The sequence below is a fragment of the Undibacterium sp. Rencai35W genome (genome assembly GCF_049340185.1).
GTDB lineage: Bacteria > Pseudomonadota > Gammaproteobacteria > Burkholderiales > Burkholderiaceae_D > Undibacterium.
On the sequence record NZ_JBMPPC010000009.1, the window covers coordinates 101,647 to 114,216 of the forward strand.

The window sequence follows — 12,570 nt, forward strand, 5'->3', positions numbered from 1 at the left end:
AACAAGGAACCTTATGCCAAGCGCTATCTGGAACAATGCCGTCATCGCCGATGCCGATGCCTCCGAAGTCATCGTGGTCGAGGGCAACACTTACTTCCCGCGGCATGCGATCAAAGCCGAGCATTTCCGGCGTACAGAGAAAGAAACCGTCTGCAGCTGGAAAGGCACCGCAAATTACTTCGATGTCATCGTCAATGATGAGGTCAATCCCAACGCCGCCTGGACCTATGAACATCCTAAAGATGCAGCAAAACAAATCACCAGCTTTGTCGCCTTCTGGAAGGGTGTGACAGTCGTTGCGTAAGGCTGTAACAAATAAGCCAGTAACAAAATAAAAATGGCGCATTATTTACTAATGCGCCATTATCGATTCAGCTTGTTTAGCTTGTTTAGCTTGTTTAGCTTGTTTAGCTTGTTTAGCTTGTTTAGCCGCTAACAAGCCAGTTTATTTTTTCAGGGCATCCAGAAAGCCGATACGATCGGTTGTCGCATTACGTGCATCTTCCAGACCAATTTTTTTCTCGATCAGCAGCTGCTTCAAAGACATGTTCATCGAAAAACAACCCGGATGCTGCTTGGTTGCATCACCGTCCATCAAGGCCCGCAGACCGGAGATGCCACCGGTTTCTATCATCCGCGCCACCGCAGGACTAGAGGTCAGACATTCCGTCGCGAGGTAATAGCGCTCGCCTTCAACTGACGGCAATAACGCCTGACATAGAACCCCACGCAAAGCCTGCGCCAGTGCTTGTGCCTGCGGCTCACCGTTACCCAGCAAGCGCAACATTTTTTGCAACCCCAGCTCGGTCGAACGCGCATGCAGGGATGCCAGCACGAGAGGACCAGACTCCGCCAGCGCCAGCGCCTCTTGTGCAGTCTGCGCATCGCGGATCTCGCCGATCACAATCACATCAGGACGCTCACGCAGAGCATCCAGAGCACCCAGATAATAGCTCTCGACGTCACCGTCAAAGCCAACTTCGCGTTGCGTGATAATGCATTTGCGTTGCGGTATCAGCGTCTCGACCGGATCTTCGATCGTAATGATGTGACCAGAGCGGGTCTTATTAATCTGATCAAGCATCGACGCAATCGTGGTCGATTTACCCTGGCAGGTATCGCCGATGATCAACACCAGACCGCTGGTCAGTTTAGCGAAATCCTGTTCGCACTGACGCAAACCCAGCTGACTCAATTCCATCGGCTCACGCGGAAAACGACGAATCACGCAACCCAGCCGCTTCTTACCCTGAAACGTAAAACAGTTAGCGCGGATGCGCGCCGTGTTCAGATCAATCGAGCGGTCAAATGCACGATCCTGTATCCGTGCAGACCAGTTCGGCTCAATGACCTCAAAAAATTCTTCAAGTTCTTCTTTGGTAATCGGCGAATCCGTCACCGCAACCAGCCCCTTAGGCTGACGCAGCATGATAGGACTATTTTGATGAATCAGAATGTCGCTGAAACTCAGACGTGAGTTCAGCAAATGCAAAATTTGCTCAACCAGGGTACCAAATACCGGGTGGTCTTCATTCTCGATATACGACAGGGTACGGATCTGCGAGGACATATGGGCTTCCATCATTGTTTGATCTCTGTTTGGAAAATATGCCTGATTATAAACTCAGTATATTTGCAGATGGGAAAGATTCTGCGATTTGTTGCTTTGGATGATTTTTACTGCCTAAGAAAGTCGCAAACTGTTGATGAAAATTCTAAAATTTACAAAGAAAGTGACTACAATTGGGTCAACATCGGTGATCGAGATTTATTTCGTCTTTGCCAATGTTGTAGGTAAAATCAAAACTGATTCTTGAACGCAGTTTCTAGATTTGGTTTTACTGAGTAGATATTAAACTCAGTCAACTGGAGTCCATTGCTATAAGACTTTCCAGAAAAATTTTACCTATGCTCCCGCTGCTCCCAGTTTTCGTGACAAGCACTCTATCTAATTAGCTTCTGTGCAAATCCAATAAGCTCGAACACTAGATTTTCAATACACCGTGAACGCCCTCTTATACCCATTCATGCTGCTATCAGCCCTTGGTCTGCTTCTCAGCATAGCGAGTCACCTCAGTGCCTTGGCAGGGATTCCCATTCCGGGTGGGCATCTGGTCTGGAGTTTGCACGCAGGCATCTTCGCTGTTTGGCTTCCGACAATCCTGGTTGCCAACCGTATGTCACGTCACGGCAAGCGCTCAGATTTTTGGACATTGGCGCTGTCGGGTTGTCCCGTTTGGGCGCGCTACATGCTCTATGGCTTATTCGGCTATGCCGTGATTAATTTCATCTTTTGTATGAACAATATGCCAGGTCATCAGGGCGGATTGAATGCGTCAAATGATGGAACCGAAGTGCGGCTCTTTTCCGGACATTGGATGGTCTTCTACGCCGTAGCGTTGGCAACGCTTTACTCAGCAATCAATAACCCGCATCTGCTAAAAAGCCGGAAGTGCGCTCACGGGCATGAGGTCGCACCATTCGACCAGTTCTGTCCCACATGTGGAGCAGTTTTGGCGCCTGATCACCCGAGGACCTGATCCTCGTATCAAGCGCCCCACCTCCCGGTTTACGACTCCAAAAACTCAATCAACCCCTGATTGAATTCCGCCGCATGAGAAAGATTAAATCCGTGCGGGCCGCCCTTGATGACGCATAGCTGACTGCCTTTAATCGCTTTATGAGTGCGGGCGCCGCTGACTTCCAGCGGTACGATGGCGTCGGCGTCGCCGTGGATGATCAGGGTGGGGACAGTGCATTTAGTCAGGTCGTTGCGGAAGTCAGTGTAGGAGAATGCGCCTATGCAATCCAGCGTGCCTTGCGGCGATGCAAATGAGGCGATTTCGCGTGCATATACGCGTTGCGCTTCGCTGACCAGCAACTTGCCGCCGGCGCTGAAAAAATTCGTGGTGAAGGCATCCAGAAAGGCAATGCGGTCTTTAGTGACGGCTCCCTGAAACTGCTGGATGGTTGCGTCGTCCAAGCCGCCTTCAGGATTGTCTTCGGACTTGTAGAGATACGGCGGGACAGCGCCGGCAAACACAGCTTTGGCGACACGCTCCGTGCCATATTTGCTGATATAGCGAGCGACCTCGCCACCGCCCATGGAGAATCCGACCAGCGTTGCTTTTTTCAGATCGAGATGGGTCATCAGTTGATGCAAGTCGGCAGCAAAATGGTCGTAGTCATAGCCAGACCATGGCTGTGAGGACCAGCCAAAACCGCGTCGGTCATAGGTAATCACGCGGTAACCGGCTTCTATCAGGGCCGGGACTTGCGCCTCCCACGAGCGTCCGCTCAGTGGCCAGCCATGGATCAGGACAACGGGCAAACCGCTACCATGGTCTTCATAATATAACTCGACCGGGGCTTGCTGAGCGTTCTCGATTTTCAGTATTGGCATGTCATAACTCCTAGAGATAGAGATGGAACAGAGATATCGCAACACCACGCCGGCCTGGCGAGACGAAGATGGTGCTGATGCTGATGCTACTTCGACGCTACTGCGGTCACATGCGAAGGATTGACACAAGATCGGCTTCGCAGCAGCGGGGAAACGAATGGAATCATGTGACAGCAGTCTTGGCCTGACCGCCCTCGCCACGAGGATCTTTATCGACCACTTAGTCACTCAATAAGCGAGTGACTTGCCGCCAATCTCAGCGCAGATACAGCGAGGTAAGATTATCTCAAATAAGTATTAAAGCGACATGACAAAAACTAACTTTTTATCGCTTACTGTCGTTGAGGTTTTATGTGCGCAATTTACGCAAATGGCCGGATTGTCTTGAGTGAACGGCAGATGGAATCAATGGTTGTCCGGATGCGTTAGCCATACATTTTGCGCTTAGCTTCGAGTCGCTGTTGCGCATCTAAAGAGAGCGTGGCAGTTGGCCGGGCTAACAGTCGCGGTATCCCGATCGCGTCGCCTGTCTCAGTGCACCAGCCATAATCACCTTGCCCGATGCTGGTCAGCGACGTTTGAATTTTCTTGAGCAGTTTGCGCTCGCGGTCACGGGCTCTTAATTCGAGTGTATGTTCTTCTTCCATGGTGGCACGATCTGCCGGATCTGGCACCAGCACGGTTTCTCGCAGGTGTTCCGTCGTTTCATTGATATTGTGTTGCAGCTCGGCCTCCATGTCCTTGAGCCGTCGGGCAAAAAAGGCGAGCTGCGTGCTGTTCATATAAGCATCGTCGCCCATGGCACGGATTTGCGCCTCGCTCGGAACAGCCGCCCTATCGTGAGCGGCGTTATCAGCATCATCGGCGCCGTAAAAGGGGGATTGTTGATTGCGCATAGTGACTCCAGGGTGATCATTACAATATGAGCCAAGACGGATATGACGACTGTGCGCTAACGCACAAAAGAGAAATCGCCTTTCCGTCTCCGGTTCTTCCATGGTATTCAGTACAACCAGTCAAATGAGCAACTGGCGCATCAAATCAGCCTGGCAATTCGTGGCCAGCCTAAGGCAAAAACCAAGACCTCTCACCACAAAGGCACAGAGATACAGAGGGAAAGGCGAGAGAAAAAACAGAGTAAACGTCTCCATGGAATATCAATATCAAAACCAATCCGCAGGCAGCACGCGCCTGCTGGCATGAAATACCTTGGAAAGCCGCGCCCAGCCTGCGCGTTCAATGCGGAAGGACAACTAAAAACCCGTTAACCGATATTTCGTGGAACCGGCTTTTCCTCCTGCCTTTACCTTGATGTCTCTGTGCCTCTATGGTGAGAGGTCTTCGATTTTGCGCCAGTCCGGGATAAATACCGCCTGCACCTTTAATTCATCCCCATCACCCCCGCTGCGCTAATGACCTTAACACCAACTCGCGATCAGAGTTGCGCTGCCGACTAAAAAGATGCTCGTTTTACACGGTGTAACAGGGATTGCAAACGATTGTGATAAAAGCCCCTAAACCTAAAAATATTTCTGCACATCAAAATTCTCTTGGCTAGACTGAAGGTGAACTGATGCTTGTCTCACTTATTTCTATTGTCCATCGTCAAGTGTGGGTTCCTTTAGGAGAAAGATCTTGGACGCACCTCCCTTCCCACATAATGAATCTGAACGTATTGCGGCATTACACGCGCTGAATGTTCTTGATACCGGCCCCAAAGCCGAACTGGACGCGCTGGTCAAAGCCGCCTCACTGGTGTGCGGGGTACCGATATCCCTGATTAGCCTGGTCGATACCGAAAAAGTGTGGCTGAAGGCCAACCTGGGCCTACCCGGTGTTTCTGAGGTTCCCCGGGATATGGCGTTTTGTTCCTTCGCGATTCTGGAAAATGGCATGCTTGAAATTCAGGACACCTTGCAAGATCATCGCTTTGCCGATAATCCGCTGGTGATCAATGAGCCGCTCATTCGCTTTTATGCAGGCGCCCCGATCAGTATCGGAGACGGCCATCGCATCGGCACCTTATGCGTCCTGGACAAACAACCTCAACATCTCAACGCACAGCAGCGCGAGATTCTGCTGAGCCTGGCAGATACGGCAGCGGCGATCCTCGAAGGACATCGCGACAAGCGGGCGCTGCTTGAGAAGGGGCAGCGGTTTGCCGATATTATCGAAAGCACGCACGTCGGCACCTGGGAAAAAAATTTCCAGACAGGCGCCATTAAATACAACGAGAGGTGGGCAGAAATCACCGGCAGGACGCTGGCCGAATTAGGTGAGCTGAGCGCCCAAACCTGGGTCGACCTCACCCATCCGAGCGATAGAATATTGTCGCAGCTCGAGCTGGAAAATCACTTTAACAATCGCGTCTACCGCTATGAATGCGAAGTTCGCTTGCGGCATAAAAACGGATCATGGATCTGGGTATTAGACAGTGGCAGAGTCATCAGCTGGACCTCCGAGGGCAAACCGGAATGGATGCTAGGCACGCTACTCGACATCACCGAACGCAAACATCAGGAAGAGAATCTTCGTAAAAGCCAATTGTTTCTGGACAGGACAGGCAAGTTGGCCGGTATCGGTGGATGGGAAGTCGATCTGATTACCAACGATATTTACTGGTCGGATGAAACCTGCCGCATTCATGGTGTGGCTGCCGGTTTTAAACCGACGATGGATGAAGCCATACGCTTCTATGCACCTGCCGCTCAGCCTGTCATATTGAGCGCCGTACAAAACGCCATCTTGAAGGGAAAAGGCTGGGATCTTGAATTGCCGTTTATCCGTGCCGATGGAAGTCCTATCTGGGTGCGCGCAGTAGGTACGGTGGAATTCGCAGATAAAAAACCGATACGGCTATTCGGTGCTTTTCAGGACATCACTCAGCGAGTTGAAGAAAACCTGGCATTGCAAGCCGCGAATGACCGCACCACCCTCGCCACCGATAGCGGCGCAATCGGTATCTGGGAATACGATCTGATCAGCGGTACTGTGATATGGGACGCGTGGATGTACCGCCTATTCGGGCTGGTGCCCCGTAATGAAACGAGCACGATTGAACTCTGGCTAAATCAGATCCATCCAGCCGATGTGAAAAAAATAGAATACGCAGCAAAGCAAGCGGTGCGCGGAGAAAATAATTTTGATACCGAATACCGGGTGATCTGGCCGGATGGCAGCCTGCACTATCTTAAAGGCTCGGCCATCGTTAAGCGTGACGCCGAGGGCACGGCGCTGCGCATGGTCGGCACGGCCATCGACATCTCAGTCCCCAAAAAACTCGCACTGGAATTAGCTGAACAGCACGCCCTGCTGCACGTGACGCTCAAATCCATCGGCGACGCCGTCATCACCACCGATTCTAAAGGGTATATCAACTGGCTCAATCCGGTCGCAGAGCGGATGACAGGATGGCTTGTCGATGAGGCAAAAGGTCGGTCGCTGACGCAGGTCTTCCACATCGTCAATGAAGAAACCCGCAAGCCCGCCGCCAATCCGATCACGGCCTGTCTGGCGCAAGAAAAAGTGGTTGGCCTGGCGACCAGAACGATACTCATCTCCCGCAACGGGACTGAGTACGGCGTTGAAGATTCTGCCGCTCCCATCCGTAATGAACGCGGCGAGGTACTCGGTGTAGTGCTGGTATTTCATGACGTGACAGAGCAGCGCCGTCTCTCCGGCGAAATGAATTTCCGTGCCAGCCATGATCTGCTCACCGGTCTGGTCAACCGTGCAGAGTTTGAAGTCCGGCTGCGGCGGGTGCTGCAAATGGCACACAGCGATCACAGTCAGCATGCCCTGCTCTACATCGATCTTGATCAGTTCAAGCTGGTCAACGATGCCTGCGGACATGCTGTTGGCGATCAGTTACTGCAACAGGTCGCCAAGCTATTTGCAGAAACTGCACGGACCCGCGATACCCTGGCACGACTGGGCGGCGATGAGTTTGCCATCCTTCTGGAGCAGTGCTCCGTCGATCAGGCGCAACGGGTGGCGCAAAAAATATGTGACCGGATGGATGATTTCCGCTTCACGCATGACAACCGGCGTTTTCGTATCGGTGCCAGTATCGGTCTGGTCCCCGTCGACAGCCGCTGGCCCATTACAGAAGCGATTATGCAGGCCGCCGATACCTCATGCTACGCAGCGAAAGAGGCGGGACGAAATCGCGTACATGCCTGGTTTGATACCGATCTGGCGATGCGCGCCCGTCATGGCGAAATGCAATGGACAACACGGATAGAACAGGCACTCGACGACAATCATTTCGTACTCTATGCACAAAAAATTATCGCCCTGAACGACCAGTCGCCGGGTTTGCATGCCGAAGTCTTGCTGAGGATGCGAGACACGGACGGATCGCTGATCGGACCCGGTGCTTTTTTACCGGCAGCAGAACGTTTTCAGCTCGCGACACGGATCGACAAATGGGTGCTAAAGCACACCATCGCATGGATGAAAACACTCACGTCCATCGATCACATCGGCAAACTCAGCGTCAACTTATCAGGCCAGTCAGTCGGTGACCGCGCCTTTCACCGCTGGGCAATTGATCTGCTCAAAGACACCGGATCGCGGATCTGTTCACGGCTATGTCTGGAGATTACCGAGACAGCCGCCGTCACCAATCTCTCGGATGCCGCGCTGTTTATCGAGCAGATCCGGGAGATCGGCGTGCGCGTCGCCTTAGATGATTTCGGTGCCGGAGCATCGTCATTCGGCTATCTGAAAAAAATGCCTGTCGATTATTTAAAAATTGATGGTCAATTCGTCGTAGATGTCGTCACGGATCCTTTGGATGAAGCTGCAGTCAGATGCTTTGCCGACGTCGCCAAAGTAGTGGGCGTAAAAACGGTCGCTGAATTTGTTGATCATCCGGCTGTACTGGCAAAACTACGGGAGATCGGGATTGATTTTGCGCAGGGATTTTTACTTCACAAACCTGCGCCAATTGACGAGCTTGCCGTACACCAGAGCGAGATTCTAAGCATCGCCTGAATACCAATCATGCAGGCGACATAGGAGAATATGTGATGAGCGGCGATGAGCAAAATCAGCGCTGCAAAAACCATAAAAAGGACATTTAAAAAACGAATCCGCAAGCGTGATGCGCCTTCTGGCCTGAAATGCCTCTGAAAGCCGCACCCAGTCTGCGGATTCGATAGTGGGAATTTCTAATAATCCTTTCATCGATATTTCATGGAAGCTCTTATTCCGACTCCCACCGCTACTCCTGCCTTTCCTTGGTGTCTCTCTGGTGAGAGGTCCAGATTTTTTTGCGTAAGTCCGCCGGTGTAATTGTTCAATGTGGAGGTTTTTAGAAATCCTTTATTGGGGACTTAAAATCCTCTGTCAGGGAACATCAAGCCAGTGACATCTCCATCCGGATTCGCGATCCTTGTCTTACTTACCGAACTGATCCGCGTTGATGACCTCGTCAGGAAAAACAATCCCGATCATTTCGCCAATCGCCGCAATCGACTTCTGCATGCGTTCAAACTTAGGCGGCACCACTAATTCTTCCTGAATTTCCAGGCCATATTTTTTCACCACGTCGGCCTGCGACAATACATAACCGTAGGCGAGCAACTTGGGACGGCGAGCGGGCGAGGCCGGGACGACAACCACTTTCCAGAACAATGTTGGTACGGCAATCGCCACTCCGCCAACCTTGACGGACTTGATACTGTCATCAGTCAGCACCGGTCCGGCAAACAAGACCGCCTGACCGCCACCGGCTGTCACCTGTTTTTGCACGACGGATTCAAACTCACCCCAGATACCTTTCACACCGGCGTACATTGCTTGTTTGGTGAAGTTGTCTTTCGGGTTCTCCTGATTAAACGCCTCATGCTGCGGTGTGCAATTAGTCCAGTGATAGCTGTCGGCATTGGCGAACGCGGTCTCTTCACCTTCGGCACCCCAGCAGTTATCTTCTCTGCGCACAATATGGCCGCGATCTATACGCTTGCCGGGTCCGTAGATGTCTTTATCCTTCAATTGCAGTGCAGGAGGAACGCGCGGATCCACTGCCCAGTCCTCACCCCCCAGATCCTGACGCTTGCGCTTGTCCTGCCGTGCTGCATCGGAGTAATCGACATTCGACGCTGTCCACATACACATACGAAATACCTGATTGAACGCCAGCGAATAATGGTGGTAATGCAGGATCAGCGGATCATCCGCCGTCAGACCCGACACATCCACATCAGGCACGGCACGGTCCGTATCGGCATAGCTCTGATAATCCTTGACGCAATAGAGCTCGCTCAGGCGTGATGCCGCGATGACGGGTAGCGGTAAGGCAACACCGAGAAAGTGATCATCGTAACCAGTACGCGATGCATAATCCGGATCGAAAGTTTGTCTGGCCTCGGTCGCGACGGCACCCAAGGTGAATGCCCTATTGTTGATGTTGCTGCTGACATTGCTGGCGTTGTCGGTATCGGCTCCGGTACTGCCGTCATTGATATTATTCGCCGAATTTCCTGCTGCATACACATGTATCGTCACCGGACCGTTGAATGAAAATAGATTGTTTGCCATGGCACTTCTTTCAGAGGAGGAAACAGCTTGAGAACTCGCGGTGTAGGCGACCAGAGGGTCTGTGGTGCTAGTCAGTAATCGCTCCAGCATCAGTCGCTGCGCGGAAGAGAGTCCGGATGACGCTGCGGACGCAGTCGTCAATGAGTTGGCAGATGAGTTAGCAGATGCGCTCGCATACAAAGCCCCGAGTCGCTTGATCACCGCACTGATGCGCGCGCCTTCGTTGGCAACCCAGATGACATCATTCTCGCTATCGGCATCCTCATTAAAAGGCTGACCGCTACGGGTAATTACCTGATCATTGACGATTTTCGGAATCCCCGCGTGATGGACGCCCAGTAACTCCCAATTGGCGTTGAATAAAGGGGATCCGGACGAGCCGGGCAAGGTATCCGTTTCGTAATGAAGAAAACCTTCAGACAAAATATCCACCAGACGATTATTGGTTACCGCAAACGTACGTGGCCCGCCATCAGGATGCTGGATGATATTGACAGGCATACCGGTCAGGGTCTTACCAGTAGCAACAATCAAGCGACACACACCGACATCAGCGAGATGCTCGCCATTGGTGCCGCTGTCGGACACGCCGACCAGCGCAAAATCCAGCACAGGATCTGCAAAATAAAAACGTTCGACGTCAATCGTGAAATAAGTTCCGGCAGCGATACCACGCTCATCCTGGATATAACCAAAATTAGCCGCCGCCTGAAAAGCCTCCTCCTTGCGGGGAAAAACATGGTGGTTCGTCATCAGCAAACCCGGTGCCACCATAAAGCCAGTCGCAATCGCGCTGGGGCTGTAGCCATTACCCGGCAATCTGACAATCCGCGCCACGGGAGCCGCCGCCTTCAGCGCCAGATCGCCCGGCGCCACCATCGTAAAGTCCATCGTCGGCCCGATAATCCGCTCTTGAAAACGCAAATTAACCCGGGCCGATTCACGCAAAGTATGTGCACGCACCTGATCAGCCGGGTCAGCCGCACCGATGCCGCTCTGGGAAATTCTGGCAAGACCCGCCTCCCGCACCACCGTCCGCTCTCGCCACCGGCTTAACGCCGCCGCATTTGCCGAACGAACTGCTTGCGCTAAAGCATTATCAATATCACCCATCGCCAGTCTCCAATCAAGCTAGTTGGCCACTCTTTGACGCTATAGATTTACTGCCACAACATTGATGTCATTCCTTTGGTACTAAAAATATTCTAGACCACGGATGTGACAGTTCCATGGCAAATATCAGTGAATTTGTACGAAACTTGGTGGTTTTGTGCTGTAGAGAAATAGTAGGAAGGAACTTTGTTTGCATCTGACGTTCATAAAGACAATACTGATGCAATCAAAACACACAAGTTATACCCCCAAAATTGAAAGCCTAGTGTTTATGCGGACTTGCAGCCAATATCAGCCTGAAAGCCGCATGGGGATTGCGAAGTCAGTGATGGAAATTTCTAAAAATCACCACATTGAAAAATCGCATCGACGGTACTGATATAGAAATCAAGACCTCTCACCACAGAGGCACAGAGCAAAGGCAGGACTAGCAAAAGTAAGGCTTACATCGACACTCGATTAAAGGTTTTTTAGAAGTCCTGGATGAATCTTTAGAGATATCTTTTTAGATCAACAGACCGCTTTATTTAACGCACGTCAAAACCGAAGGAGTCACCATGAATCGTCAATCACTGATCATCAATTCCGTGCTGTGGGCAGGTGCCATCATCGCCTCCTCAATCGTCGGCGCACCGAGTCTGCTCTCCACCGTGCTGCTCCCTGCGCTGGCAATCATGTCGCTGATACTCACAGAGCGCACGTCAAAGACAGCAGCGACCTGCATGAACAAATAAAGCCTTATCAAAGACGCCGTTAAGCTCGCTGACCAATTACTCACCGGTCAGCGTAGCCTTGCACGATATGTCTGTTTAGATATGGCAGAGCTCAAACCAGACACGCAGTAACCGACAAAATGACTCGCCGAATTCTGAAGCTTAGGAGTGAGGCAGATTTTGCCTGCCAGCATTTCACCATCAACGAAATCTAACCTAAACGGCACGCAACGCTATTGCCGTTGATTTACTTTTGAGGTTGCAGTTGCAGTTGCAGTTGCAGTTGATTTGTAACCCGCTGTGGCGCTGCCGTTTGAGCAGGTCAGAAAATGGAAAAAGAAGTGTCCGTTGTCTGAGCCGCAGGCGAGTTTCGGACACTTCCCATTTTTTGACCTGCTCAAACGGGAACCCGAAGGGCAGCGACTGTGCGGTCGCCTTCTTTTGCGTACTTTTCTTGGCGAAGCAAGAAAAGTACGTAGCCGCCGGTCTACCACCGGCCGGCAACCCAGGCAGACGACATCAGTAATTCAACGAAAATGGTGTGCACGGCGCACCCGACGATGAACGCAAACGGCACGCAACGCTATTGCCGTTGATTTGCTTTTGAAGTTGAAGTTGCAGTTGCAGTTGATTTGTAACCCGCTGTGGCGCTGCCGTTTGAGCAGGTTAGAAAATGGAAAAAGAAGTGTCCGTTGTCTGAGCCGCAGGCGAGTTTCGGACACTTCCCATTTTTTGACCTGCTCAAACGGGAACCCGAAGGGCAGCGACTGTGCGGTCGCCTTCTTTTGCGTACTT

At 51.7% G+C, this 12,570-nt stretch carries 9 protein-coding genes; 4 read left to right on the plus strand and 5 right to left on the minus strand.

What is annotated here, in order from left to right:
* Positions 1 to 13 precede the first annotated feature (13 nt).
* A complete protein-coding gene (locus ACO0K3_RS17770) occupies positions 14 to 304 on the plus strand; it encodes a DUF427 domain-containing protein (RefSeq protein WP_422986913.1) in 291 nt (96 codons plus the stop codon).
* Positions 305 to 445: 141 nt separating this feature from the next.
* On the opposite strand, the gene ACO0K3_RS17775 is transcribed toward ACO0K3_RS17770, so the two are convergent.
* On the minus strand, positions 446 to 1,582 hold the full coding sequence (locus tag ACO0K3_RS17775) for a type IV pilus twitching motility protein PilT (RefSeq protein WP_422986995.1): 1,137 nt from the start codon (positions 1,580 to 1,582) through the stop codon (positions 446 to 448).
* Positions 1,583 to 2,003: 421 nt separating this feature from the next.
* Between ACO0K3_RS17775 and ACO0K3_RS17780 the strand changes: the two genes are divergently transcribed.
* A complete protein-coding gene (locus ACO0K3_RS17780; RefSeq protein ID WP_422986915.1) occupies positions 2,004 to 2,540 on the plus strand; it encodes a hypothetical protein in 537 nt (178 codons plus the stop codon).
* A gap of 29 nt (positions 2,541 to 2,569) precedes the next feature.
* Here the strand turns inward: ACO0K3_RS17780 and ACO0K3_RS17785 are convergent, their stop codons facing one another.
* On the minus strand, positions 2,570 to 3,403 hold the full coding sequence (locus tag ACO0K3_RS17785) for an alpha/beta fold hydrolase (RefSeq protein WP_422986917.1): 834 nt from the start codon (positions 3,401 to 3,403) through the stop codon (positions 2,570 to 2,572).
* 425 nt (positions 3,404 to 3,828) lie between these two features.
* Positions 3,829 to 4,203, minus strand: a complete 375-nt coding sequence (gene dksA / locus ACO0K3_RS17790; RefSeq protein ID WP_422986997.1) for an RNA polymerase-binding protein DksA — start codon at positions 4,201 to 4,203, stop codon at positions 3,829 to 3,831.
* An 835-nt stretch (positions 4,204 to 5,038) separates the two neighbouring features.
* Between dksA and ACO0K3_RS17795 the strand changes: the two genes are divergently transcribed.
* Positions 5,039 to 8,401: an EAL domain-containing protein gene (locus tag ACO0K3_RS17795; protein WP_422986919.1), complete on the plus strand. Its 3,363-nt coding sequence runs from the start codon at positions 5,039 to 5,041 to the stop codon at positions 8,399 to 8,401.
* A gap of 405 nt (positions 8,402 to 8,806) precedes the next feature.
* Here ACO0K3_RS17795 and ACO0K3_RS17800 read toward each other — a convergent pair whose 3' ends face one another.
* Positions 8,807 to 11,062 carry a DNA/RNA non-specific endonuclease gene (locus ACO0K3_RS17800; RefSeq protein ID WP_422986921.1) on the minus strand — a complete coding sequence of 752 codons (2,256 nt, stop codon included), beginning with the start codon at positions 11,060 to 11,062 and terminating at the stop codon, positions 8,807 to 8,809.
* A gap of 557 nt (positions 11,063 to 11,619) precedes the next feature.
* Here ACO0K3_RS17800 and ACO0K3_RS17805 point away from each other — a divergent pair.
* On the plus strand, positions 11,620 to 11,796 hold the full coding sequence (locus ACO0K3_RS17805; protein WP_422986923.1) for a hypothetical protein: 177 nt from the start codon (positions 11,620 to 11,622) through the stop codon (positions 11,794 to 11,796).
* Positions 11,797 to 12,302: 506 nt separating this feature from the next.
* Here ACO0K3_RS17805 and ACO0K3_RS17810 read toward each other — a convergent pair.
* Positions 12,303 to 12,570, minus strand: a 268-nt coding sequence (locus tag ACO0K3_RS17810; RefSeq protein ID WP_422986925.1) for a hypothetical protein, incomplete at its 5' end; no start/stop codon positions are given.

Coding starts and splice junctions, on each gene's coding strand:
- ACO0K3_RS17770 (WP_422986913.1), top strand. CDS start 14: ATGCCAAGCGCTATCTGGAACAATGCCGTCATCGCCGATGCCGATGCC.
- ACO0K3_RS17775 (WP_422986995.1), bottom strand. CDS start 1,582: ATGGAAGCCCATATGTCCTCGCAGATCCGTACCCTGTCGTATATCGAG.
- ACO0K3_RS17785 (WP_422986917.1), bottom strand. CDS start 3,403: ATGCCAATACTGAAAATCGAGAACGCTCAGCAAGCCCCGGTCGAGTTA.
- dksA (WP_422986997.1), bottom strand. CDS start 4,203: ATGGGCGACGATGCTTATATGAACAGCACGCAGCTCGCCTTTTTTGCC.
- ACO0K3_RS17800 (WP_422986921.1), bottom strand. CDS start 11,062: ATGGGTGATATTGATAATGCTTTAGCGCAAGCAGTTCGTTCGGCAAAT.
- ACO0K3_RS17805 (WP_422986923.1), top strand. CDS start 11,620: ATGAATCGTCAATCACTGATCATCAATTCCGTGCTGTGGGCAGGTGCC.